The 23,009-nt window shown below is 59.8% G+C and carries 23 protein-coding genes; 10 read left to right on the forward strand and 13 right to left on the reverse strand.

Annotated elements, in window-relative coordinates; genetic code table 11:
* Positions 1–4: 4 nt before the first annotated feature.
* The 3 genes from lplT to PM3016_RS02380 all read right to left on the reverse strand — a co-directional run bounded on the left by lplT (position 5) and on the right by PM3016_RS02380 (position 4,961).
* Positions 5–1,201, reverse strand: coding sequence for a lysophospholipid transporter LplT (gene lplT / locus PM3016_RS02370; RefSeq protein WP_014368309.1), 1,197 nt, complete (start codon positions 1,199–1,201; stop codon positions 5–7).
* 5 nt (positions 1,202–1,206) lie between these two features.
* Positions 1,207–3,363 carry an AMP-binding protein gene (locus PM3016_RS02375; protein WP_014368310.1) on the reverse strand — a complete coding sequence of 719 codons (2,157 nt, stop codon included), beginning with the start codon at positions 3,361–3,363 and terminating at the stop codon, positions 1,207–1,209.
* Positions 3,364–3,695: 332 nt separating this feature from the next.
* Complete coding sequence (locus tag PM3016_RS02380) at positions 3,696–4,961, reverse strand: BaiN/RdsA family NAD(P)/FAD-dependent oxidoreductase (protein WP_014368311.1); 1,266 nt, start codon at positions 4,959–4,961, stop codon at positions 3,696–3,698.
* A 195-nt stretch (positions 4,962–5,156) separates the two neighbouring features.
* Here PM3016_RS02380 and PM3016_RS02385 point away from each other — a divergent pair, with 195 nt between their 5' ends.
* Both PM3016_RS02385 and PM3016_RS02390 read left to right on the forward strand, forming a co-directional pair.
* Complete coding sequence (locus PM3016_RS02385) at positions 5,157–5,393, forward strand: hypothetical protein (RefSeq protein ID WP_014368312.1); 237 nt, start codon at positions 5,157–5,159, stop codon at positions 5,391–5,393.
* A 213-nt stretch (positions 5,394–5,606) separates the two neighbouring features.
* Positions 5,607–7,340, forward strand: coding sequence for a HAMP domain-containing methyl-accepting chemotaxis protein (locus PM3016_RS02390; RefSeq protein WP_238540569.1), 1,734 nt, complete (start codon positions 5,607–5,609; stop codon positions 7,338–7,340).
* A gap of 208 nt (positions 7,341–7,548) precedes the next feature.
* Here the strand turns inward: PM3016_RS02390 and PM3016_RS02395 are convergent, their stop codons facing one another.
* On the reverse strand, positions 7,549–8,853 hold the full coding sequence (locus PM3016_RS02395) for a hemolysin family protein (protein ID WP_016362264.1): 1,305 nt from the start codon (positions 8,851–8,853) through the stop codon (positions 7,549–7,551).
* Between the two features lie 385 nt (positions 8,854–9,238).
* Here PM3016_RS02395 and PM3016_RS02400 point away from each other — a divergent pair, with 385 nt between their 5' ends.
* The 5 genes from PM3016_RS02400 to nadE all read left to right on the forward strand — a co-directional run bounded on the left by PM3016_RS02400 (position 9,239) and on the right by nadE (position 13,000).
* Positions 9,239–10,222 (forward strand): cation diffusion facilitator family transporter, encoded by a 984-nt coding sequence (locus tag PM3016_RS02400; RefSeq protein ID WP_014368315.1) that lies wholly within the window; start codon positions 9,239–9,241, stop codon positions 10,220–10,222.
* 583 nt (positions 10,223–10,805) lie between these two features.
* Positions 10,806–10,937, forward strand: a complete 132-nt coding sequence (locus tag PM3016_RS40650; protein ID WP_013914307.1) for a hypothetical protein — start codon at positions 10,806–10,808, stop codon at positions 10,935–10,937.
* 13 nt (positions 10,938–10,950) lie between these two features.
* Positions 10,951–11,388 (forward strand): DUF3905 domain-containing protein, encoded by a 438-nt coding sequence (locus PM3016_RS02405; protein WP_013914308.1) that lies wholly within the window; start codon positions 10,951–10,953, stop codon positions 11,386–11,388.
* Positions 11,389–11,515: 127 nt separating this feature from the next.
* Positions 11,516–11,950 (forward strand): BrxA/BrxB family bacilliredoxin, encoded by a 435-nt coding sequence (locus tag PM3016_RS02410; RefSeq protein WP_013914309.1) that lies wholly within the window; start codon positions 11,516–11,518, stop codon positions 11,948–11,950.
* A gap of 240 nt (positions 11,951–12,190) precedes the next feature.
* Positions 12,191–13,000 (forward strand): ammonia-dependent NAD(+) synthetase, encoded by an 810-nt coding sequence (gene nadE / locus PM3016_RS02415; RefSeq protein WP_014368316.1) that lies wholly within the window; start codon positions 12,191–12,193, stop codon positions 12,998–13,000.
* Positions 13,001–13,109: 109 nt separating this feature from the next.
* Here nadE and PM3016_RS02420 read toward each other — a convergent pair whose 3' ends face one another.
* On the reverse strand, positions 13,110–14,018 hold the full coding sequence (locus tag PM3016_RS02420; protein ID WP_013914311.1) for a manganese catalase family protein: 909 nt from the start codon (positions 14,016–14,018) through the stop codon (positions 13,110–13,112).
* A 109-nt stretch (positions 14,019–14,127) separates the two neighbouring features.
* A complete protein-coding gene (bioA, locus tag PM3016_RS02425; RefSeq protein ID WP_014368317.1) occupies positions 14,128–15,480 on the reverse strand; it encodes an adenosylmethionine--8-amino-7-oxononanoate transaminase in 1,353 nt (450 codons plus the stop codon).
* 95 nt (positions 15,481–15,575) lie between these two features.
* On the opposite strand from bioA, the gene acpS reads away from it, so the two are divergent.
* Positions 15,576–15,977 (forward strand): holo-ACP synthase, encoded by a 402-nt coding sequence (gene acpS, locus PM3016_RS02430; protein ID WP_014368318.1) that lies wholly within the window; start codon positions 15,576–15,578, stop codon positions 15,975–15,977.
* Positions 15,978–16,124: 147 nt separating this feature from the next.
* Here the strand turns inward: acpS and PM3016_RS02435 are convergent, their stop codons facing one another.
* The 3 genes from PM3016_RS02435 to PM3016_RS02445 form a co-directional block, all read right to left on the reverse strand.
* Positions 16,125–16,508, reverse strand: a complete 384-nt coding sequence (locus tag PM3016_RS02435) for a c-type cytochrome (RefSeq protein ID WP_014368319.1) — start codon at positions 16,506–16,508, stop codon at positions 16,125–16,127.
* Positions 16,505–17,113, reverse strand: coding sequence for a hypothetical protein (locus PM3016_RS02440; RefSeq protein ID WP_014368320.1), 609 nt, complete (start codon positions 17,111–17,113; stop codon positions 16,505–16,507). Before PM3016_RS02440 ends, PM3016_RS02435 begins: the two co-directional genes overlap by 4 nt.
* Before the next feature lie 89 nt (positions 17,114–17,202).
* The gene (locus PM3016_RS02445; protein ID WP_014368321.1) at positions 17,203–18,057 is read right to left on the reverse strand and encodes a helix-turn-helix domain-containing protein; all 855 of its coding nucleotides are present in this window, start codon (positions 18,055–18,057) and stop codon (positions 17,203–17,205) included.
* Between the two features lie 77 nt (positions 18,058–18,134).
* Here PM3016_RS02445 and mutY point away from each other — a divergent pair, with 77 nt between their 5' ends.
* Positions 18,135–19,286, forward strand: a complete 1,152-nt coding sequence (gene mutY, locus PM3016_RS02450; protein WP_014368322.1) for an A/G-specific adenine glycosylase — start codon at positions 18,135–18,137, stop codon at positions 19,284–19,286.
* 85 nt (positions 19,287–19,371) lie between these two features.
* Here mutY and PM3016_RS02455 read toward each other — a convergent pair whose 3' ends face one another.
* A complete protein-coding gene (locus tag PM3016_RS02455; RefSeq protein WP_013914319.1) occupies positions 19,372–20,055 on the reverse strand; it encodes a Crp/Fnr family transcriptional regulator in 684 nt (227 codons plus the stop codon).
* Positions 20,056–20,214: 159 nt separating this feature from the next.
* On the opposite strand from PM3016_RS02455, the gene PM3016_RS02460 reads away from it, so the two are divergent.
* Complete coding sequence (locus PM3016_RS02460; protein WP_014368323.1) at positions 20,215–20,838, forward strand: LysE family translocator; 624 nt, start codon at positions 20,215–20,217, stop codon at positions 20,836–20,838.
* A gap of 130 nt (positions 20,839–20,968) precedes the next feature.
* On the opposite strand, the gene PM3016_RS02465 is transcribed toward PM3016_RS02460, so the two are convergent.
* The 3 genes from PM3016_RS02465 to PM3016_RS02475 form a co-directional block, all read right to left on the reverse strand.
* Complete coding sequence (locus PM3016_RS02465) at positions 20,969–21,583, reverse strand: superoxide dismutase (RefSeq protein WP_013914321.1); 615 nt, start codon at positions 21,581–21,583, stop codon at positions 20,969–20,971.
* Between the two features lie 123 nt (positions 21,584–21,706).
* Complete coding sequence (locus tag PM3016_RS02470) at positions 21,707–21,886, reverse strand: hypothetical protein (RefSeq protein WP_013914322.1); 180 nt, start codon at positions 21,884–21,886, stop codon at positions 21,707–21,709.
* A 102-nt stretch (positions 21,887–21,988) separates the two neighbouring features.
* Complete coding sequence (locus PM3016_RS02475; protein ID WP_238540423.1) at positions 21,989–22,579, reverse strand: hypothetical protein; 591 nt, start codon at positions 22,577–22,579, stop codon at positions 21,989–21,991.
* Between the last annotated feature and the right edge of the window lie 430 nt (positions 22,580–23,009).

Consider the following 23,009-nt stretch of genomic DNA (forward strand, 5'->3'; position numbering starts at 1 on the left):
GATGTTACACCGCCTGCTTCAGCCGCGGTACCATGCCTTTCAGGTACCAGACCAGGGCGCCGAACACCAGCGCGATGCCGGCTGTCGTCAGCGAGACGTTCAAGCCGCCGGCGATGAGCAGCTTGGCGAGGCCGACGCCCCCGATCATGAAGAGGTTCTCGCTGAAGTTCTGGATGGCGATGGTTTTGCCGGAACCGACGAGGTTTTTGCCCTGATCCTGAAGCACCGTATTCATCGGGATGATGAACAAGCCGCCAAGGATACCGATGAGCAGCAGCAGGATGATCGTCAGTACGAGATGCACCGGCAGAAGAGCGAGCAGAATCGCCGCCAGCATCAGGAAACCGAACAGGTAAGCACGGTAAAACTTCTCAATCCGTACAAGCCGCGGAGTCAGCAGAGCGCCGATGACGATGCCAACGCCCGTGGCCCCGATGATCCCCGACTGCAGAAGCTGATTCTGCACGCCGAGATATTGGGCGATCCAGATCAGGAAGGTGATCCGCAGCACCGAGGAGGTCATCCAGAAGGCGCTGGTGCCGACCAGGGAGAAGCGGGACTTCGGCTCCGCGAACAGGATTCGCACTTCGCGGAAGAAGGAAGCGGCGGAAGCGCCGTAGCGCAGCTCCGGATTGCCTTCCCGGCAGGAGATCAGCGGTGTCAGCACCGAAGAGGCAAGGTACAGCAGCACACAGACCGTAATCCCCAGCGCCGGGGCAAGGGAGGCGAGCCAGCCCCCGGCCACGGTGCCGAGCAGGATCGCCAGGATCGTGTAAGACTCGAGGTTGCCGTTGGCGCGGTAGAGCTGGGCTTTGTCCTCCCCGGTAATGTCGGTCAGCACCCCGTACTTGGCGGGAGAGAAGACGACCGCGCCGACTCCGACCAGCGCATAGGCGGCGGCAGGAGGGAAAGAGGTGAAGAGCAGCAGGGTCCCGGCCGTCTTGAGCAGGTTGCCGATGAGGAGCACGCGGGACTTGCGGTTCTTATCCGCGAAGGTGCCGACGAACGGGGCCAGAACCACGTAAGCCAGCAGGAAGCCGAGCTGTACGCCCAGCATGCCTTCTTCCGGATTCGCGGAACCCCGGGCCGAGAGCACGCCCAGAATCACGAAGAACACGGCATTGTCGGCAAAAGCGCTGAGAAACTGGGAAACGTACAGCGAGCGCAGGGAGCGGGAGACGGAAGAAGAAATGCGGTTCATGAAGGTCACGCTTCTTTCGGTGGAATATGGGTTTGCGGTCCGGAAGCACCCGGACGGGCCAGCTCTGCCGCCATGCGCTGAAGCGAGGCGTAGTCGGTCTTGCCGCTGCCGAGCAGCGGCAGGGAGGCGACACAGACGAGCCGTTCGGGGAGCAGCAGTGAGGTGATGCCTTTATCCGCTAGATAGGCGGAGAGTCGAGCACGTTCTGCCCCCGGACGGGTGTGGAACAGCACGATGCGCTCTCCCTTGCGGGGATCGGGCAGGGCGACCGCGGCTGCGGTTTCATCGCCGAAGCAGTCGGCCGCGGCCTGCTCGACGGCGTTCAGCGAGATCATCTCGCCGCCGATCTTCGCGAAGCGCTTCAGCCGGGCGACGATGCTCACGAACCCGTCGCCGTCGAGCTCTACGATATCTCCCGTACCGTACCATTCGGGGCAGGGAGTGAAGCCCTTGCCGTGAAGCAGGTATCCCTGCATGACATTCGGTCCTTTGACGTACAGGCTTCCGCCCGGCACGCCGGGTACGGATTCGAGTTTGTATTCGATGCCGGGGAGGAACCGGCCCACGGTGCCTTTGCGGTAATGCAGCGGCGTGTTCAGCGACAGGACGGGAGCGGTCTCGGTGGCACCGTAGCCCTCGAGAATCCGGATGCCGAACTTGTCGTTCCACAGCGTACGGACCTCATCCTTCAGCTTTTCGGCTCCGGCTACGACGTAGCGCAGGGCATGGAAGTCGTATGGATGAGCCGTCCGGCCGTAAGCGGCCAGGAAGGTCGAAGTGCCGAACAGGATCGTGGCGTTGCGGTCATAGACCAGCTCCGGGATGACTTTATAATGAAGCGGGCTCGGGTACAGGTAGACCCGCATCCCCGTCAGGAGCGGAAGCAGCGTGCCGGCCGTCAGGCCGAAGCTGTGGAACAGCGGCAGCGCATTGAACACGGAATCGGAGGAGGTAAAGTCGATCGACGCCCGGGCCTGCTGAACATTGGCATACAGATTGCCATGGCTGAGCACGACACCCTTGGGTTTGCTCTCGCTGCCGGAGGTGAACAGAATCACCGTGGGCAGTCCGGCTCCGCTTGCAGCTTTTCTACCGAGGAAGAGATCGAGCAGAGCCCCAAGCTTCACGACCGCTCCCAAGGAGGCTTTCAGGTCCTCGAGGTAGATGACCCGCACCCGGCTGCTGAGATCCGCTGCCATCGCTTCAAGGCCCGCCTTCTCGATGAACGTCCGCGAAGTCAGCACCGTGCGGACTTCGGCCGTTTCGCAGGCATCCAGAACGGCCTGGCGTCCGGCCGAGAAGTTGAGCAGCGCCGGCGTCCGGCCGAGACGAAACAGGGCGAGCAGCGTAACGGCACCAGCGGATGCGTTCGGCAGCAGTACAGCTGCGGTCTTTTGTCCCTGCAGCAGGGGGGCAAGCCCGCGGCTCAGCGCGTAAGCTCCGGTCAGCAGCTTCCGGTAGGAGAGCACGCCGGACGGATCCTCGCAGGCGGCAGCTCCAAGCCCATGCCGGCGGCCGGCTTCGAGCACTTCGTCGAACAGGTTCGCCTCCGGCTTCAGCCGGCTGCGCAGCAGCTGCTCCTGCAGGGCGCGCCCGATCCGGTCGGCCGCGGCTTCCTTCTGCCGCCGCATGCTTTGGCTGCGGTCCCATTCGATCCGCAGCGGTTCGCCAACATCGATGGAGACGGCCGGGAACCAGACGGTCCGCAGCTTGCGGCCCAGATAGGAAGCCTTGGACCGTTCCAGCCCGTTCAAGGCGATCGGGTACAGGGCGGCTCCGGTCCGCAGGGCGATATAGCCGACCCCGCTGTAGATTTTCATCAGGCCGCCGGTCGTCGTAATCCGGCCTTCCGGGAAGAGCAGCAGCGGCGTGCCGCCGGCGACCACCTTCACCATTCGGCGTACGGAGTAGGGGTTCAGCGGATCGACGGTAATATGGCGGCGGAGCCGGATGAACGGCGCGAACCGCGCGGCGATCCGGGTATTGACGACGAAGGTCACTTCCTTCGGCAGATAGAGGGCGAGCAGCACGGCGTCCAGCAGCGAGAGATGGTTCGGCATCAGGATCGCCGGGCCGGAGAAGTCGAGCTTCTCGAGCCCTTTGACTTTGAGACGGAAGGCTGCGGTAAGACACCATTTGAGAATCCATAAGATGACAGGCATGAGAGCATCCTCCTATTGGGCGGAACGATAGTTGGTTTAACATGAACGCAATAGATTGGAACTGCTGTTTTGTTAGATGATCTTAGTACTTGGTTCTAAATTTAGTATACGGGATCTCCGTCAGAACAGAAGTACTAACTTTCTATAGTACCGTTCAGCAGACCGTCGTCCACGATCATTCTGCCAGGCGTCTGCCTTGAACAGAACGCGGCATACCGCAAAAAGGCCTTACCCCTTAAGGTAAGGCCTTCAAACCGGACTGCGGGTGCAGCCTTCCCATGATCCCATGGAGAAGCCGAACACGCATGTTCCCATTCATCCCGCAGGAAGCGTCAGCTTCCACAGTTCTCCGCTGCACTCTTGCCGGCCGTATAGCCGGTCGTGAAGGCGGCGGTGATGTTATAGCCCCCGGTGTACCCGTGGATGTCGAGCACTTCCCCGCAGAAGAACAAGCCGCCGGTCAGCTTGGACTCCATGGTGCGGGGATCCACTTCTTTGAGATTGACGCCGCCCCCTGTGACGAAGGCTTCTTCGATCGACAGGGTGCCGTTGACTTCGACGGGAAAAGCTTTGAGCAGCTTCGCCATCTCGAGCCAAGGCTGCTTCGGAATGTTGGCGAACGTGGTCTCCTCCTTGAGTCCCGCCTTCGTCAGGATCAAAGGGATCATCCGCTCGGGGAGGGTGCCTTTCAGCACGTTCTTCACTGCCTTCTTCGGCTCCTGCTCGGCGAGCCGCAGGGTTTCGGTATAGAGCTCGTCCGCCGAGCGGTCCGGGAACATGTCGATGGTGACGCGGACCGTGGGCACATTGAACTGCTTTTTGGTCTTCACGACGAACTGGCTGCAGCGCAGCGCGACCGGGCCCGAGAGGCCGAAGTGGGTGAAGAGCAGATCGCCTTCATGCTCGATGAGCTTCTTCCCCTTTGGGTTCCAGACTGACAGCGTGATGTCCCGCAGCGACAGCCCCTGCAGCTCGCGGCTCTTGATGAAGCTCTCGCGCGAGGTCAGCGGCACCTCGGTCGGGTACAGCTCGGTGATGGTGTGGCCGCCTTCCTCCGCCCACGGATACCCGTCGCCCGTCGAGCCGGTCTGCGGCACCGACTTGCCTCCCGTGGCGATAATCACCGCCCGGGACTCAATCCGCTCCCCGCCGCGCAGCTCGACCCCGGCGACGGCACCGTCCCGGTACATCACCCGTTTGACGGGCGTGTTCACCCGAATCGTAACGCCCTGCCGGCGCACCTGGCCGACGAGAGCGTCGACCACGGTCTTCGCCCGGTCGCTGACAGGGAACATGCGGCCCCGGTCTTCCTCCTTCAGGGCAATGCCGAGGTCCTCGAAGAAGGCAATAATGTCGCGGTTGCTGAATGTTGCGAAGGCGCTGTAGAGAAACCGGCCGTTGCCGGGGATATGCTTGATGATCTCCTCGGGGTCCTTGGCATTCGTGACATTGCACCGCCCGCCGCCCGAGATGCCGAGCTTGCGTCCGAGCTTGTCCCCCTTGTCGATGAGCAGTGTCCGGGCACCGTGCCGGGACGCTGCGATGGCCGCCATGAGACCGGAGGGTCCCCCGCCAATGATAATGACATCGTAGCTCATAGTCCGTACTGCTCCTTGTTTCACTTGGGATATGCCCTTTATCTTACCCTTTTTTGGAACGGGAGTCACGGTGCCGGCAGAGGGCCCGACAAAAATAGTGTCCCCCGGACAGCGCGTTGCGACATAATTTGATTTCACTTCCGTATTATAATGCAGGAAAATGACCCTCACTTTAAAGGAGCGATCAGTTGGGACATGACCCTTACTTCCGTGGAATCCCCCGATTGGCAGTACCAGCAGCGTGACTGTATGCTGCTCGATGCGATGGAGCAGCGGATTGTCCGCTTGACCCAGAAGAACACCACCCTGCTGGGTGTGGTTACGCAGAATACCGAAGCCCTCGAGCTGACCAAAGTAGCGGTAACGAGCAACAAGAACCGCTTGAGACAGCTCTGGCGGCAGCTTAGTGAGCTTCGAATCCATAATCACTAACACGAAGGGCTGCCTGCAGCGGCTTCTTCTTCCTTAAGCATAATGAACAGATGAACCGGACCGTTCCTCCTTGGAGAGCATTCCAGGGATGGAAGACGGTCTGTTTTTTTCTTGCGGGGGGCGGGAGGTAATGATTATCACTAAAATGAGCGGGGCGTTCTTCCGAAACATAGGTATATGGATTGCAAACCAAGGAGGAACAGGAACGTGAAGATGACCGTAGGAAAAAAAATATTCGGGGGCTTTGCCCTGCTGCTTGTCCTGCTGCTCGTGGTCGGCTTGTTCGGTGTGAATCAGATGAACCGGCTGTACAAGCAGGCGGAGGAGATGAATGTGTCCTGGATGCCGGGCGTGTCGACCAGTAAGGAGATCGAATCGGTGACGCAAGAGATTGTCTCCAAGATGTTCCTGGTCGTGGTAGAGTCTGATGTGCAGCGAGCGACGGAATTGACGAAGCAGATCGATGAACATTTCAAACAGATTGATACGGAGATGGCCGCTTACGAGGCAACCATCCTGGATGAGCTGTATCCGGAGGACCGGCACAATTTCGAGGAGCTGAAGAAAGAAATCTCCGGTTTGAAATCGGCTATCGAAGAGAGCAAGAAGTTGGCAGCCGACGTGAACCTGGAGGCAGGGGTCGGTTCGCGCATCGGTGAGGTCAACAACATGATTAAGAGCCTTACGGACCGCCTGAGGGCTTCCAACGAGATTCTGGACAAGGTCACCAAGTTTAACGACGACGGAGCTGTCCGCCTGGCCAAGCTGGCGGCCGAGACGAACGAGAGCGCACGCGGGGTGATCTTCACGGTCATCGCAGCTGCAATCCTGATCGGTCTGGTCATGGCCTACCTGATCGCCCGGAACATTTCCCGCCCGATGATTCAAGCCTCTGAGGCGCTCGGACGTGTGGCTGCAGGGGATCTCACCGTGGAACCGCTCAAGGTCAAGAGTCGTGATGAAATCGGGCAGCTGGCAGAGGCCTTCAACCGGATGACAGCCGATATGAATGCGATGGTATCGCAGATCAAGGTGTCCTCCGAGATGGTGGCCGCTTCGGCGGAACAGCTTCTGGCTTCGGCCGAGCAGAGCTCGAAGGCGGCGGAGTCGGTCGCAGACGGCTCGCAGGAGGCATCGGATTATACGGAGAAACAGATGCAGAGTGTCGAAGAGCTCTTCAATGCCCTGTCTGAGGTTTCGGCCGGTATGCAGCAGATTTCGGGCAACGGCGAGATTATGCTGACCATGGTCCGCGAAACCAACGAGCTGTCCGACCGCGGCGGCAGAGCCGTGCAGGCCATCGCCGAGCAGATGAACGAGATCAACCAGACCTCCGAGGAGTCTTCCCGGATGATCCGGATGCTGGGCGAGCAGTCCAAGCAGATCGGCAACATCGTTACGCTGATCACCGGTATAGCGAATCAGACGAACCTGCTTGCGCTCAATGCGGCTATTGAGGCGGCTCGCGCAGGGGAGCATGGCAAAGGGTTCGCCGTCGTTGCAGGTGAGGTGCGCAAGCTGGCCGAGCAGTCGGTCCAGTCGGCCGCCCAGATCACTTCGCTGGTCGAATCGATTCAGCGCGATACGGACAAAGTCATTCTCTCCGTTGAAAGAGGAACAGACAAAGTCTACGAAGGCATTCGCAAGGCGGAGGACGTACGAGATGCGTTCACTGAGATCAAGGAGTCGATCCAGACGGTATCCGTGAAGGTGGAAGAGGTGACGCATTCCGTCGAGGACATGACTGCTTCCAGCGAAGAGATGACGGCGACGATCGAGACGGTGAGCACGGCTTCCGAGCAGATCGCCACCGCTTCGCAGACCAATGCGGCTGCAAGCCAGCAGCAGCTGGCCTCGATGCAGGAGATCAGCGCCTCTTCCCAGTCCCTGGCGCACTTGGCCGAGGAACTGAACGAAGTGCTCGCACGCTTCAAAACGAATAAGTAAGGTGAAAAACGGCTGTTCCCAGAGCTCATAAGGGAACGGCCGTTTTTGCTCTTTACTGGATGAATTTAATTCGGTATATAAAATAAGCCCCTCTGCGGTCCGGGGCGGGTCATCCTGATCGATGCCTGCCGGTAGAGCCGGAGGGGCTTATTATTTTATATGATGCCGGGCGAAGGCTGAGTGCTTCCGAAGGGGACTCTGCTCAGCGCTAAGCCGACTGAGTCTGCTGGGCTTCCAGCCTCTTCACCGTCAGCCGCGCGATCCGCAGATCGTCGGTTTCCTCGATCACGAACTCGTAGGTATCGCCGTAGCGGATGCTCTGGCCCTGCTTCGGAGGAATTTCGACCTGCGAATAGATCCATCCGCCGATCGTATCGTAGTCCTCCGATTCAATCTCCAGCCCGAACTGTTCGTTGACTTCGTCAATCAGCAGCCGGCCGTCGATGGAATAAGAATCATCGTCACGAATCTCGACGCTTGGGCGCGGATCCGGGTCGAACTCATCCTGGATCTCACCGACGATCTCCTCAAGGATGTCCTCGATCGTCACGAGACCCGAAGTTCCGCCATACTCATCGATGAGCAGGGCAATCTGGCCTTTTTTCTTCTGCATGAGCTTGAGCAGCGTGGAGATCGGCATCGATTCCGGCACCTTCGTAATCGGGCGGGCGATCGAACGGATGTCATCCACCTTGCCCTGGGCCTTCAGCAGATCCTTGATATGCACGAAGCCGATGATATTGTCCTTGTCGGGATCGCAGACCGGGTAGCGGGTGCGCATCTCGTTCAGGGCAATATCCAGGTTCTCCTGGAACGAGAGATTGGCATACAGGCAGCCCATCTCCGTCCGCGGGATCATGATCTCTCTCGCGTTCGTTTCCGAGAATTCGAATATATTATCAAACAGTGTCAATTCGGTGTTATCGATAAACCCGCTTTTGTGGCTTTCCTTCACCAGCACACGGATTTCTTCATCCGTATGGGCCGACTCGTGCTCGGTCGCAGGCTCGATGCCCACCCGTTTCAGCATCCAGTTGGAGATGCCGTTGAGGATCCAGATGAACGGGTACATCACCTTGTACATCACGACCAGGGGCATGGCCGCCCACAGGGTCACATTCTCGGACTGCCGGATGGCATACGTCTTCGGGAACTGTTCACCGAGCGTGATATGCAGCGTCGTGATCAGGGAGAAGGCGACCAGGAACGATACCGTATGCACCACCGTATCGCTGAGTCCCAGCCAGCCCTTGAGGACGGGCTCCAGAGCATCCGCAATGACCGGTTCCCCGACCCAGCCGAGGCCGAGAGAGGCCAGGGTGATGCCAAGCTGGCAGGCGGAGAGGTAGGCATTCAGGTTGGCCATAATCTTCTGGGCCAGACGCGCGCTGAGATTGCCCGATTGCGCCAGCACATCGATGCGGCTGTTCCTTACTTTCACCATTGCGAATTCGGCAGCGACAAAGAAACCATTCAGAAGTACAAGCACCACGATCAAAACCACGTTAAGCAATAAAGGTAACGGGTCACTACTCAATCATTCCCTATCCCCTGCGTGAGGCGGATAGGTACACCTCCTTGAACAAAGCAATTTTTTTGGACAAGATCCAGTTTGACCGGCATAAAGAATGTTTATAAATTATTATACCGAATCGGGAAAAGGCGCTCAAACGACGAGAGAGTGCTTGCGGTGCATGCAGAAGATGCTGCAGCCGCGTTTCATCCGGGGAATGACCGTTTTCCCCCTGTACGCTGTTAATTTGACCGAATTTGTTCAAAATCATGATTTTCAGGCTGTTAGTTTAAGGGTATTTACCCTTTTCTCTTCCATACGAAACGTTGGATGGAGCAGCCCGAGTCTCTTCTTCCCTCAAAACGATGGCAAAGGAGTGAGTGGTATGCCGAACCTGTGGCAGGCAATCCGGAAGGGGAATACGTCCTCGGGGATCGCGGCGCTTGGCAATGCCGGGCTGGCGGTCCTCAAGGGGGTGGCGGCGTTCTTCAGCGGCAGCGGCGCCATGTTCGCTTCCGCGATGCATTCTATAGCGGATGCGGTGAATCAGGGCTTCGTGTTCGCGGGCAGTGTGCTGGCGGAGCGCAAGCCCACCAAGCGGTTCCCGGCCGGATTCGGCCGCGTCATCAACATCTTCTGCATGATCGCTGTGATTGTGGTGACCGTGATGGCCTACGAGACGGTCAAGGAGGGCTTCCATCTGCTTCAGCATCCGGCGGAGTCGGAAGGCTTCTGGCTTTCCTTTGTTATCCTGCTGGCCGCCATTGCGGTGGACGGCGGGGTGCTGATCAAGGCCATGCATGAGATTCTCAAAGAAACCCGGGTGGAGGCACACGGAATGGACGTCATCCCGGCGGCCTTCCGGAATGTGGGGCGTGCCGCACCGCCGACACGTCTGGTCTTCTATGAAGATATTGTGGCCACGACCGGTGCGGTGCTCGCGTTAGCCGCCGTAGTTATTGCGGAGTTTACGCCGCTGAAGGTCTTTGACGGGATCGCCACCATTCTGATCGGGCTGTTAATGGTGATTGTGGCCTTTAAGGTCGGGTTCGACAATATGGCCGGTCTGATCGGCGTCGCCGCTCCGGTCGAAGTGGAGACCAAGGTCTCGGAGCTGATTCTCGGGGACCCGGACGTGCGGGATATCAACACGCTGCGGATCATCCAGGAGGGGCGTTTCTACCACGTGGACGGTTACATCGAGCTGCGGCGGGGACTGGCTCTGGCCGAGGCGGATGACATCAAGTTCCGTGTACGGGACAAGCTGCTGGCGGATATCGATATAGCGGACGTGACCCTGGGCATTATTGAAGATAACGGGATCCAGACCTGGAATCTGGAGGAGCTGAGAGGAGAAAGCAGGGGCTGAGGGCCCCTTTTTTTTGTGCCTGCTCTTCACTTTTCATTGACTTATGCCGATATTGGTAGTATGATAGGTGTTATGCTTTGCAAAAGAAGGAACCTCAAATAACCCCTATGAATTTGAATCCCCTCGAATTTTTAACCCACTTTCCATGATTCACCGCACATCGAATGACAATTCTTAAGGATTCCCATGAATGTTCAACTGTGGTTTGTACTGATTCACACTGGCGCGGTCTTCGGAGCCGCAAGGATGGAAGAGAGGCAGGGCTTTCATTGTTTTAGTTTCACAGTATCATGACAGATTCAACAAGCAAGATGAGGGGTTGACGGTTCGACGCTGCAGGAGTTGACTGCCGGCGCACGATATAGGTTCCCACCGCAGAACATGCATTACACCCATAAGCCTTGACCTTGGCTGCTCGCCATCCGGTCGGGGCTTTTGTCGTTTTACGGGCCCAACACGCCCCTTGTCCAATCCGCTTCTTTCCCCGGCCGGGAGCTCGACGCTTCCATTTTCTGCGGGTGCGCTTTCCGCATGGATTGACGGCAGGCTGCCGCATACTAGGCATTAGAAGGGAGATGAGACTATGGCGAAGAACAAGAAGAACCGCTCGAACAATTCCAAAGAGCAGGAGATGCACGAGAACAGCAACGGGCAGGCCAATGCTGCGGGAGTGATGGATAAACGGCTGAGCGGACCTAACCGTCCGGCTGAATAAGGAGGCACGTTCCGTGACGACCCCTAACCGCCCCGGGGGACACGACCCCGAGGGCTACGACCATGTGAACACCGACATAGAGTACAACGCCAAAAATGACCCGGCGCTCGATCCCTTCGAAATCGAGTTCAAGCCGGAATACCAGTCGGGCCGCGGTCCCCGGGAAGCCTTCGTGAACGAGCACGGGGTGCTGATCGGCGACCACGACTACACTTCCGCGAATTCTCCGCTGGAGCAGTGGAGCAAGGATACCGACCCGTCCATCATGTCCGGAGACGAGTGGGTTCACCCGTATAAGGACGTGGGCTTCCAGACGGCGGAGAACCGGGATATCTTCGAGCGGGGCATTCCGCCGAAGGCCGACCGCTTTATGCATCCGGACAAGGATGTCGCCTACGATGCGTTCCAGCCGGGGGAAGCGGACCCGCAGCGCAGCGAGGACGGCCGCTGAGGCACCGGTTCTTGTCTGCTGCAGGCCCTGCGCCTGCAGCCCTTTGCTTTCCCGATGACCCGATGTATAATAGGACATAACACAAATGTCCCCTGCGGAACATGGGATCGAAGGAGTGAGCAGAACAATGTCCATGTCGTTTGAGAGATACATGATGGATATGGTGCAGCCGATGAGAGACGAGCTGACTCGGATCGGCATCCAGGAGCTTCGCACCCCTGAGGAAGTAACGGAAGCGCTCGAGAACATGAAGGGCACGGCCCTGGTTGTCGTCAACTCCGTCTGCGGCTGTGCGGCGGGCCAATGCCGCCCGGGCGTGACCAAGGCACTTCAGCATGAAGTGAAGCCGGACCACCTGTATACGGTCTTTGCGGGCCAGGACAAAGAAGCGACAGCGAAGGCGCGCGAATTCTTCGCACCGTACCCGCCGTCCTCCCCGTCCATCGCTCTGATGAAAGACGGCGAGCTCGTTCACTTCATCCAGCGTCACCAGGTCGAAGACCGGTCCGCCGAGATGATCGCGAACGACTTGATCGGCGCTTTCGAGACCTACTGCAAATAAGTGCGCAGCGCTCCCGCCGGATCCTCTCAGGATCCCCCGGGAGTTTTTTTTGTGCCGCGGGCATATGGGATGAATGGAAACGGTTCCTGTTTCAGAAGGGGCCAAGCCGTTTAACCTATGAAGAGAATCATGGTATACTGTAAGGAAACTTGACAGCGGGAAAATACATAAGCATGGACAGCAGGACTTTTCAGAGGAACCCGCCCCGTCACGGAGATAGAAGAAGGAGAGGTGCTCGCGATGAGTCTGCAGCAGGAGATCATTGCCAAGCTGGGCGTGAAGCCAGAGATCAATGTACAGGAAGAGATCCGCAAGCGCGTGGATTTTCTGAAGGAGTATGTGCTGAAGGCGGGAGTCGACGGGCTGCTGATCGCCATCAGCGGGGGGATCGACAGCGCAGTGGCTACGGGGCTGTGCAAGCGTGCAACTGACGAGCTGACTGAAGAGAAGGGCCGCGAGTACAAGACGCTCGGCGTCTTCCAGCCTTACGGCACGCAGGAGGATATCGCCGACAGCTATGCCACGGCGGAAGCGTTCAACTTGAAGTACAAGGTCGAGACGAACATCGAGGAAGCGGTGAACGAGATGGCCCTGGAGACTGAGCATGCGCTCAAGTCGATCGGCGTCCACCAGCATGTCAGCCGCGGGGGCAAGGGGAACATCAAGGCCCGTACGCGGATGGTTGTGCAGTATGCACTCGCCTTCGATCTGAACCTGCTCGTGGTGGGGACCGACCATGCGTCCGAAGCCATTACCGGCTTCTTCACGAAGTGGGGAGACGGTGCCGTTGACATTACGCCGCTGCGGACGCTGAACAAGCGTCAGGTGCGGGCGCTGGCCCGCGAGCTGGGTGTGCCGAAGAGCGTGCTGGACAAGGCGCCTACGGCGGGCCTGTGGGAAGGCCAGACCGACGAGAAAGAGCTCGGCATCACCTACGAGGATAACAGCGACTATCTCGAAGGCAAGCAGATTGCGGATGAAGTCCGCGAGAAGCTGGAGAAGCACTACCTGCGCACGGAGCATAAGCGCACCGATATTCCGGGCATCTAATAGACATTCCGGGCATCTAATGGCCGGCCAAAAGGACAACCCTCTCCCTTACGGGAGAGGGTTGTTTGATGTTGGCGAAGGGTGTGGTGCGGGGGACAGCGGAGGCGTGTTATTTCATCCCGGCATTGCTCTGCAGACGTTTCGCGATCTGCAGGAAGTCCTCGGCCGAGATGCCCGGGGCGAACTCTTCGGGCACCTCCGGCAGGTCGGGAATCGGTGCCCCCGGAGGTGAGCCGAAGACCGTCTCGAGCGGTGACCCGTCCTCCGGATGCTGTCCCTTCCAGATCAGTGCGATGTCGCGGTAATCGTCCGGCGAGAAGGTGTAGAGCTTCCGGTGTTCGCCGATCGCCTCGAATTTGCGGGCCTCATCGAAGTATTTGTTCTCGAGGCTCGGGATCGGGAGCATCTTGGTCACATCCACGCCGGTCGCCACCTCCAGAGCCTTGGCATAGGCGATGATATGTACGCCCCCGCGGACAAGCAGATAACCGATCATATGCCGGGCCGTAGGGTGGTCGGTCATCTCGTAGACCCGCATCTTGTGGGTTCGGGCTCCGCACTCGAGGAAAAAGTTATGGAGCAGATCGAGCACGAGATTACCGCTGTTGAAGACGTTATCCCCGACCCAGGGGCGTCCTTGGGAGTCGGCGACATAGGCCGTCTGCGCATTCGGGATGAAGTGCAGACTGTAGCGTTTGTCCTTCGCATTGCGCATCGGCCCGATATCCGGGTCGCCGGGATACGTATCGCGCCTCTCGCCGGTCAGCACCATGTTGATGGTATGGGAGACGAGCTCGACATGGCCGAACTCCTCGGCGGTAATGCTGGCGACGAGATCATAGAACGGCTTCAGCTTCTTTTTGCCGCGAAAATTGTGGGATTGAAACATATAGTTGTTCAGCGTCGACATCTCGCCGAATTTGCCCCCGAGCAGCTCCTGTACGGCAGACGCCGCATTGGGGTCGGAGTAAGGCGACTTCGGCAGTTCAATTTGCAGCTTGTTATGACGGGTGATCATGATGTTATCCCTCCCTGGCCTTATGGGCTCCACTTCACGAATATGTCGAGCGGGAGGGAAATATGACGGACAACCCGGGGGGCCGGAGGGGCTTGGGACGCACTTGGACTTAGCGGCTCATCCGCTGCAGCACCTTCTCCGTACGGCCGAGAATGTCGTCGATCTGCGCGGCCGTCGTGCAGAGCGGCAGCCAGAAGTAGATCGTATCGCCCAGGGGACGGAGGAACAGGCCCTGCTGCAGTCCCTCTTCGTAGACCCGGAAGCCGATGCGCTCCTCCCAAGGATAGCGCTCCCCGGAGTCCCGGTCCCGGTAGAGATCGAAGGCGGCCACCATCCCGAGGCCGCGGAGATGCGCGACGCCCGGATCAGCGGCCAGCCGGGCGGCTGCCTGTTGCAGGTGCGAAGCCGCGGCGGCGGCCTGCTCAAGGACGCCCTCTTCCTCGAAGATCCGCAGGGATTCGAGGGCGACGGCGCAGGCCAGCGGGTTGCCGGTGAAGCTGTGGCCGTGCGTGAACGTCTTGAGCTTGGCGTAGTCGTCGTAGAAAGCATCATAGATGCCGGCGGTGGTCATGGTGACGGAGAGCGGAAGCATGCCGGCGGTCAGGCCCTTGGAGAGGCACAGGAAGTCGGGGGAGATCCCCGCATGCTCGCAGGCAAACATGCGGCCGGTCCGGCCGAAGCCGACGGCCACCTCGTCGGCGATGAGATGCACGCCGTACTGCGTGCACAGCTCGCGCAGGCCCCTGACGTAGGAGGCCGGATGCAGGATCATTCCGCCGGCCGCCTGGATCATCGGCTCGACGATGAGCGCCGCGATCTCGCCGGCGGAAGCCTCGAAGAGGTGTCGTACCGCCTCCAGCGCTTGAGCGGCTGCTGCTTCCGCATCGCCGTCCTGCCGTCCACGGGGATCGGGCGACGGCACCTTATGGGCGCCGAAGAGCAGCGGCCGGAAGACGGAGTGGTACTGGTCCACGCCGCCGACACTGACCGCTCCGATCGTATCCCCATGATAGCTGTGCTCGACATAGGCGAAGGTCGTCTTGTCGGGACAGCCGGTCTGCTGCCAGTACTGGAACGACATTTTCAGTGCCACTTCCACCGCCGTGGAGCCGTTGTCCGAGTAGAAGACCTTCGTCAGCCCGTCCGGGGTAAGCGCCGTCAGCCGCTCGGCCAGTTCAATGCCGGGGGCGTGCGTGAGGCCCGCGAACATGACATGATCCATCTTCGCCATCTGCCGGTTCACGGCCTCGCGGATCCGGGGATGCGCGTGGCCGTGAACGTTCACCCACCAGGAAGAGTTCGTGTCATAGTAGGCCTTCCCGTCCGCATCGTACAGGAAGACCCCCTCGGCCCGCTCGATCAGCACCGGGTCCCTCTCGGCATAATCCTTCATCTGGGTGAACGGATGCCACACATAACGGCGGTCCGCTTCCAGCAGACGCACTTTGTCTCTATGCTCCATGCTTTTCCAGTCCTCCTTGAACTCACTCGCAAGATCCGATACGATGAATGCAATCCTCATTGTACCAAAAGAGCGTAAAGAAAGGACCCCATTCCATGATCATCGGCATTGGAACAGATCTTCTGGATATCGCCCGAGTGCAGGCGATATTGAAGCAGCCATCCGGCGAGCGGTTCCTGCAGCGCGTCCTTACGCCGGCGGAGCGGGAGCTGGCCGCGGGACGCGGCGGCAGGCTCGCCGAATTCACCGCCGGGCGTTTCGCCGCGAAGGAAGCGGTCGTGAAGGCGCTGGGCTGCGGCATCGGCCGGGAGGTGGGCTTCGGCGACATCGAAGTGCTCCCGGACGCCAAGGGCAAGCCTCACTGCCGGTTGTCCGAGGCCTCGCTCGGGCGCCTGGCCGCCGGAGGCACCGACGTGCGCGGCCTGATCGTGCACCTCAGCATCACGCACAGCGACACGGCGGCCATGGCCTACGCGATGGCTGAGCTGAGGGCGTAACCGGACAAGCATTGGCAGCCGCCGGGAAGCGGGCCCGGATCCGCAGGGGCTGCGCCTCTCCGGCTGAGCACGGCATGCGGACATCAAAGAACCTCCCCATCCAGAACGGAAAGGGAGGTTCTTTTTGATGCGTGCGTCATGACCGCGTTACTTCTTGCCGGCCAGCCAGGCGGACAGGCCTTCGATTTCCTCGGCGCTCAGCTTGTCCTGGAAGCCGGGCATGCCGCCGCCTCCGCGGGCGATCTGCGCGGCGATCTGCTCCTTGGTGAACCGGCCGCCCACCTGCTGCAGGTTGGTGCTCGGCCCAACCTTGCCCTCGAGCGCGCCTCCATGACAGGAGAGGCACCGCTGCTTATACAGTGCCTGTACGGGCTCGGAAGCGCCCTCCATGGCTTTGGCCGCTGCGGCGGTGTCGGCCGCATTCTTGCCGCCGCCGAACGGCTCGGGGCTGTTCTTGGGCCCGCAGGCCGCAAGCATGGCGGCCGCGGCGCCGATCAGCAGCACAATTTGAATGGTCTTCTTGATTATCATTGGTATCGCATCCCCCTTGTCCATAAACGAAGCAGGCCTGCCACCGCCATCAGGGACAAGCCGCCGAGGCCGGACACCAGAATGGGGGCGAAGCCGAGATACTTCCACGCGGTTACCGCCGTGAGAGCCAGCATCCATACGCCCAGCACCGTCAGCGGCCATCCGAGCCGCCTGCCGAGCACGAGATAGGCGGATGCCAGCACGAAGCCCGGCAGCAGGGCGCTGTCGTAAGGAGTCAGTCCCCACAGACTCATTCGGGAGCCGGCAAGGTACAGGGCGGAGAGCCCCAGGACCACGGCGAGGCTCCGGACCAGCGTGGCCGGCAGCAGCCGCGCGGGAACGCCGGCAGGTGCCCTGCGGCGGAGCTTCTCCCACAGCAGCAGGCTAAGGGAAACAAGCAGCGCCGCCAGGAAGAGGCCTGCCGGCAGCCGGCCCGCCTCCCGCCAAGGCTCCGCAAACCGCAGTCCCGCATTCACGGCCCGTTCGGCGCCCCAGACGAGCAGCCAGGGAGCATACGATGCCGCAGCCAGGCGGTGGCGGTCCCGGAGGGCGGAGCGCAGGGCCGGGCCCGAGGCGCTCCTCGCGATCAGATCTCCTTGTTTCATCGGGCCACCTCATTTCATCACGGCTCATGCTTCTATGTATAGGTAGCGTACACTTTCTTCGAAGGCAAAGTCAAACCTCACAGGGGTTCTCAGGAAGTGGGGAAGAAACGGTGCTTTTTGGCATACTCCCGGGGCGATTCGCCCGTCACTTTCTTGAAGATGCGCGAGAAATAGAACTCGTCCGTATAACCGACGCTGCCCGCAATGGATTTCAGCCGGTAATCGGAGAGAACGAGCAGCTCCTTCGCCCGGTCGACCCGCAGGTGGGTGAGGTAATCGATCGGGCTGTAACCGATGTATTTCTTGAAGAGGCGGGAGTAATGGCTCACGCTGAGGCCGGCCATCTGGGCAAGCGTCTCCAAGGTGAGCGGCTCCCGGTAATGCCCGATCATATAGTCCTGGGTGAGCTCGATCGCGGCGGTCGTATCCCCGGCGATCTTCTGTGCCCGGAAGTCGGCCACGAGGGTCAGGAAGAAGTCCTGGAGCACGATTTTGCGGCGCATGGCGGTCATATGCCCCCGGCGCTTCCACAGAAGGTCGAGCTGCTCCATCTGGTAGATGAGCTGCGGCGTGTTCGTTACCGTATACATCCCCTCGAGCGGGAACTTGGACTCGGCGGCATTCCTGTAAATCCATTGTTCCTTCTCCTCGTAACATTCCGTATAATGAAAGCGGAGAAAGTAGTATTCGAGCGGCTGCTCGGGATCGGTCGTCCGTTCCACCACCATGCCGGGCGTGAAGCAGAACAGCTTGCCGGGCTCGGCCGGATAATGGGTGCCGCCGATGGTGAAGGTGCCTCTGCCTTTGATGATGAGCCAGACGGAATGATATTTGATTGAACGGGATTTCTGATGCCAGTGGCTCTCGCACTTCTGGTGGCCGACGAGCAGGATTGAGACGACCAGCTTGTTGAGGCGCGCGGCCAGTTCTCCGGGAGTCAGCATCGGCTTGTCCTCTTTTCGCTTCGGATTTGCTTCTCTCCATTATAGCCTGACAACGTGTGCAAAGCGAAGGAGAACTCATGTACAGTACAGAACAAAAGCAATATTTCTCGGAAAAGCTGCTGTCGTGGTACCGCCGGCACAAGCGCGATCTGCCTTGGCGGCGCAGCCGTAATCCGTATCATATCTGGATCTCGGAGATCATGCTGCAGCAGACGAGAGTCGAGACCGTCATCCCTTATTTTCATAGATTCGTTGACAAATTCCCTACCGTGGAGGCCTTGGCCGAAGCGCCGGAGGACGAGGTGCTGAAGGCCTGGGAGGGGCTTGGCTACTATTCACGGGCCCGCAATCTGCAGAGCGCTGTCCGGGAAGTGCAGGAGCGCTATGGGGGCGTCGTGCCGGATACCAAGGAGGAAGTGTTTGCCCTCAAAGGAGTGGGGCCGTATACGGCGGGCGCCATTCTCAGCATTGCCTACAACAAGCCGGAGCCTGCGGTGGACGGCAATGTCATGCGGGTGCTCTCGCGCTACTTCCTGATCGAAGAGGACATCATGAAGGGCAGCACCCGGGTCCTGATGGAAAAGCTGGCCAAAGAGCTCATTCCCGAAGGGGCTGCGGGTGATTTCAACCAGGGCCTGATGGAGCTCGGGGCCATGGTCTGTACGCCGAAGTCGCCGCACTGCCTGACCTGTCCGGTCATGCTGCACTGCTCCGGCCGGGCCGCAGGCATGGAGGCGGAGCTGCCGGTGAAGAAGAAGGCGAAGCCGCCCCGGCCGGAGAGCCGGTATGTTGCCCTGCTCGAGGGCACTGGCGGGCAGGCGGGGCGCGTCCTGATCCGCCAGAGGCCGGCGGAGGGGCTGCTCGCGCGGATGTGGGAGCTGCCCCATGCCCTGGCTCCCGGCACCGGCACGGACGGGAGAGATACGGCGCAGGGGCCGGATCCCGCTCCCGCCCACGAAGCGCTGGCGGAGCATCTGGACGCGGACGGGCTGGGTCTCGGGGAGCTGCGGTGGTTCATGCCGGCCGAGCACACATTCAGCCACATTCATTGGGAGCTGGACGTCTTCCTCGGCACGGTGGACAACCCGTCGCTGCTTCCCGAATCCTCGGCGCCGCTGCCGTCCCACTACCGCTGGATCACCCGGGAGGAGATGGAGCAGTATGCCTTTCCGAATGTGTTCCTGCGCATCCTGAAGGCTTACTTCAAGGAACGGGAAGGTGCCTCTTAAGCTCTGCAATAACGGACCAAAAACCCCCTCCGGCAATCCGTGCTTGGAGGGGGTTGGGCGTTAGTGAAAGGAAAAAGGCCGGCGGTCAGTAGATGAGTTTGGCCATCCGCTCGGGATCTTTGACCATAATGTATTTCTTGTCGATCGTGATGATGTCGTCCTCCTGGAGCTCCTGAAGCACCTTGGTGACGGACTCGCGTACCGTGCCGACCATATTGGCGAGCTGCTGATGAGTCAGCTTCATGTTGATGAGGTACCCGCTGGAGCGCTGCAGGCCGTGCTCTTCGGCCAGCTGGGAGATGACCTTGATCGTGCGTGTCCGCACATCCAGGAAGGTCAGGTTATAGATCTGTTCGTTGGCTTTGCGCAGCCGCTCCATGGTGACTTCAAGCAGCCTCATGCACAGCTTGGGGCTGTTCTCCATGAAGCTCGCAAAGTCGGAACGCATCAGGGTGTAGATCGAGCAGGCTTCGAGAGTCTCGGCGGCGGCGGATCGCTGGAGCCCCTTCTGAATCAGCGACATTTCACCGAAGAAATCGCCCTGGCGGAACAGGGACAGAATGATCTCCTTGTAATTGTCGATCCGGTAGATCTTGACGACCCCGCTGCCGATCAGATAGAATTCTTCACCAAGGTCCCCTTCCAGGAACAGGATGGTTCCTTTCTTGTACTTGCGCTCCTGGAAGAGCGGAGCGATCGATTCCAGTTCCGTGACGGACAAGTCCTGGAACAGGGGGACATTCTGCAGAAGAGATATCAGGTTGCTCATAAAGGTGGCTTCACTCTTTTCCGGTCGTACTTCTGTTAAGAAGAGAATACTAAGATTATATCGGTCTTGGGACCGGGGGGCCAGATTTTCTTTTTATACTATAGAAAATTTTATAAAATCCATTCTGCCGGGCCGAGAGGCCCAAGGAGCTGACTCTGCTTGGATCCCGTACTGCTCTTGTCTTTCACGGCGGTTGCCGTCCTGCTAACCTTGGCCCCCGGGCCGGATCTGCTTTTCGTCATAGCCCAGAGCCTCACCAACGGAAGGAAGGCCGGCGTCATCACGGGGCTTGGCCTGAGCACCGGCGTGGTGGCCCACACGTTCGCAGCCGCCGTCGGCCTGTCGGCCCTGCTGTATAATTCGCTCATCCTGTTTCAGCTGGTGAAGTATGCCGGTGCGGCCTACCTGCTCTATCTGGCCTGGATGGCCTGGAAGGAAGGGAGCGGCGCCGCAGGGCTCGCCAGCCCGCCGGCCCAGGCGGCCGGGGCGCTGTACCGCCGGGGCATTCTTATGAATGTGCTCAACCCCAAGGTGTCGCTGTTCTTTCTCGCGCTGCTCCCGCAGTTTGTGTCGGCGCAGGGCGGGGAGCCGGCTGTCCAGATGATCGTCCTCGGTGCGGTCTTCATGGTGCAGGCAATGCTGATCTTTACCCTGGTCTCGCTGTGTGCGGGCTGGCTGGCCGGCAGGCTGACCGGGGGGAAGGGCATGCCTCCCTGGATTCACAAAGCCAAAGCGGTGCTGTATGCGGCCATCGGCCTGCGGCTGGTGTTCTCGGAACGTTAGAAGCGCTTAGCCCGGACGCCGCATCCCCAATATTTCCTTGTCGCACTGCGGCGCCGCAGCAGCGCAAGCGCAAAGAAGACCCGCCGGAATAATCCGGCGGGTCTTCTGCATTCTATTCGTTTCGCGCGAATTACTTCGCTGCCGCTTCGTAACGCTTGCCGACTTCTTCCCAGTTGACAACGTTCCAGAAGGCCGCGATGTAGTCAGGGCGCTTGTTCTGGTATTTCAGGTAGTAAGCGTGCTCCCATACGTCCAGACCGAGGACCGGCGTTTCGCCTTCCATGATCGGGCTGTCCTGGTTAGGCAGGGAAGCTACTTTGAGCTTGCCGTCTTTGGTTACGGACAGGAAGGCCCAGCCGGAGCCGAAACGGGTTGTTGCCGCTTTTGCGAAGTCTTCCTTGAACTTGTCGAAACCGCCGAGCTCAGCGTTGATCGCATCAGCAAGCTTGCCGCTTGGTGCGCCGCCGCCGTTCGGTCCGATCGTTTCCCAGAAGAGGGAGTGGTTTGCATGGCCGCCGCCGTTGTTGCGAACGGCAGTACGGATGCCTTCCGGCAGAGCGTCCAGGTTCGAGATCAGCTCTTCCACGCTTTTGGATTGAAGATCGGCGTGAGCTTCCAGCGCTGCGTTCAGGTTCGTTACGTAAGTGTTGTGGTGACGATCGTGGTGAATCATCATCGTCATTTCGTCAATGTGGGGCTCAAGTGCGTTGTTCGCATAAGGCAGTGCAGGTAATTGATGTGCCATCTTCTAATCTACCTCCCGCAAAGTATAAGATTTCCAAGATTCATTATCGCCTATATTCCATATAAAATCAACATATATGTATGTTAAGTGTTCATAGGATAAAGGGAACGGCTGCAGCGGTCCCTAGTATCCGCTGCGCCGCTCGATCTCATGGATAATCTGCCCGAGCATGGCGGTTCCCTGCGCATTCAGCCAGGGAGACAGGTCGGCCATGACCCGCTGGTGATAATGAAGCTCCTCGGAAGTCCATTCTTCCGTTTTGCGGTCGTTAAGTTCGTGGATGCGGCGGATGTCGTCGGTCACTGGAGGCACCTCCTTTCGATGGAGAATGGGGCCCGTACCGGATTATTCTGATTCGGGCCGTCCACTTTTATGCAGCATGTCCTCCAAATGACGGAAAAAAGGTCATCCGGAGGAACCTGAGCTGGAGCTGCCGACTCCGGCGCGGGAGCCGGAAGTGCTGGAGGCGGCTGCCGGGGAGGAGGCGGAGCCGCCCGGGGACGAACCGAGCGAGCGCGAACCTGGAGGGCTGCTCTGGGGCGGTGCGGAGGTGCCGGCCGAGCCTCCTCCGGCTGCGGCTCCCGGCCCGGACGGGCCCGCCGTGCCGCGGGCGCCGGTTCCGCCGGAGGCTTCCGTACCGGCCGTGCTCCCCTTACTCGCTCCCGCTTGTGCAGGGGGCGACGTGCCGCCCCCTGCCGCCGCACCTGCTGCACCTGCCGTCGTGCCGGAAGCCGTTCCCCCTGCGCCATCCCCGCTTTTGGTAAACGTTCCGGCACGTTTGGTCGTTTCGGGAGCGGGTACAGCGGGCGCCAGGGGCTTTGTTCTCCACCGTGCTCCCGGGCGCGGTCTTTGACGGCTGAGAAGCCGCAGGACTGCGGCCCGCAAGGCCTCCGGAGCTGCGGCGGTAGTAAGGGACCGCACCTCCGTAGAAGGCGGCGTTCTCCGCAGCGTCGATGAAGCCGCTGCAATCATCGAAGCTGCGGTCCTGATCCGCATCGGCGCAGAAGTCCTCGGGCGGTACCTGCGCGGAAGAGGCCGTGGCTGCAGGGGGACGGCTGCCGGCCGTTGAGGAATACGCCGGCGGAGGAGCACTGCCGGCAGGGCCGGGGGAACAACCGGCCGCGGCCGTCAATGCGGCGGCGGCGAACAGAGGCATCAGTTTGGAAGGACGGCGTGCGTTCAGGGAGGAGAGAGCAGGTTTCATGACGGAGCGCCCCTTTGATGTGGTTTATACTTCTAGTACGCTGAATGAAACTAGAATGTTCCATTTTTTTACATAATGTAACCTTGACTCCTTTGGATTCTAAAAGTTTACTGAAATCATCCGTGAATCATTGCCAAGCGCTCCCAATTGACTTTATACTATCCTTATGGAAACTTTTAGTAGACTTTCTTTTCGATTGGAAGAGAAAAGGGACTGGATGAA

This window comes from Paenibacillus mucilaginosus 3016, assembly GCF_000250655.1.
GTDB classification, from domain to species: Bacteria; Bacillota; Bacilli; order Paenibacillales; family NBRC-103111; genus Paenibacillus_G; species Paenibacillus_G mucilaginosus.

Bases quoted from the DNA above. Each gene is read 5' to 3' on its own strand.
- lplT (WP_014368309.1), bottom strand. From the start codon at position 1,201: ATGAACCGCATTTCTTCTTCCGTCTCCCGCTCCCTGCGCTCGCTGTAC.
- PM3016_RS02375 (WP_014368310.1), bottom strand. From the start codon at position 3,363: ATGCCTGTCATCTTATGGATTCTCAAATGGTGTCTTACCGCAGCCTTC.
- PM3016_RS02380 (WP_014368311.1), bottom strand. From the start codon at position 4,961: ATGAGCTACGATGTCATTATCATTGGCGGGGGACCCTCCGGTCTCATG.
- PM3016_RS02385 (WP_014368312.1), top strand. From the start codon at position 5,157: ATGACCCTTACTTCCGTGGAATCCCCCGATTGGCAGTACCAGCAGCGT.
- PM3016_RS02390 (WP_238540569.1), top strand. From the start codon at position 5,607: ATGACCGTAGGAAAAAAAATATTCGGGGGCTTTGCCCTGCTGCTTGTC.
- PM3016_RS02400 (WP_014368315.1), top strand. From the start codon at position 9,239: ATGCCGAACCTGTGGCAGGCAATCCGGAAGGGGAATACGTCCTCGGGG.
- PM3016_RS40650 (WP_013914307.1), top strand. From the start codon at position 10,806: ATGGCGAAGAACAAGAAGAACCGCTCGAACAATTCCAAAGAGCAGGAG.
- PM3016_RS02410 (WP_013914309.1), top strand. From the start codon at position 11,516: ATGTCCATGTCGTTTGAGAGATACATGATGGATATGGTGCAGCCGATG.
- nadE (WP_014368316.1), top strand. From the start codon at position 12,191: ATGAGTCTGCAGCAGGAGATCATTGCCAAGCTGGGCGTGAAGCCAGAG.
- PM3016_RS02420 (WP_013914311.1), bottom strand. From the start codon at position 14,018: ATGATCACCCGTCATAACAAGCTGCAAATTGAACTGCCGAAGTCGCCT.
- bioA (WP_014368317.1), bottom strand. From the start codon at position 15,480: ATGGAGCATAGAGACAAAGTGCGTCTGCTGGAAGCGGACCGCCGTTAT.
- acpS (WP_014368318.1), top strand. From the start codon at position 15,576: ATGATCATCGGCATTGGAACAGATCTTCTGGATATCGCCCGAGTGCAG.
- PM3016_RS02435 (WP_014368319.1), bottom strand. From the start codon at position 16,508: ATGATAATCAAGAAGACCATTCAAATTGTGCTGCTGATCGGCGCCGCG.
- PM3016_RS02440 (WP_014368320.1), bottom strand. From the start codon at position 17,113: ATGAAACAAGGAGATCTGATCGCGAGGAGCGCCTCGGGCCCGGCCCTG.
- PM3016_RS02445 (WP_014368321.1), bottom strand. From the start codon at position 18,057: ATGCTGACTCCCGGAGAACTGGCCGCGCGCCTCAACAAGCTGGTCGTC.
- mutY (WP_014368322.1), top strand. From the start codon at position 18,135: ATGTACAGTACAGAACAAAAGCAATATTTCTCGGAAAAGCTGCTGTCG.
- PM3016_RS02455 (WP_013914319.1), bottom strand. From the start codon at position 20,055: ATGAGCAACCTGATATCTCTTCTGCAGAATGTCCCCCTGTTCCAGGAC.
- PM3016_RS02465 (WP_013914321.1), bottom strand. From the start codon at position 21,583: ATGGCACATCAATTACCTGCACTGCCTTATGCGAACAACGCACTTGAG.
- PM3016_RS02475 (WP_238540423.1), bottom strand. From the start codon at position 22,579: ATGCGGATCAGGACCGCAGCTTCGATGATTGCAGCGGCTTCATCGACG.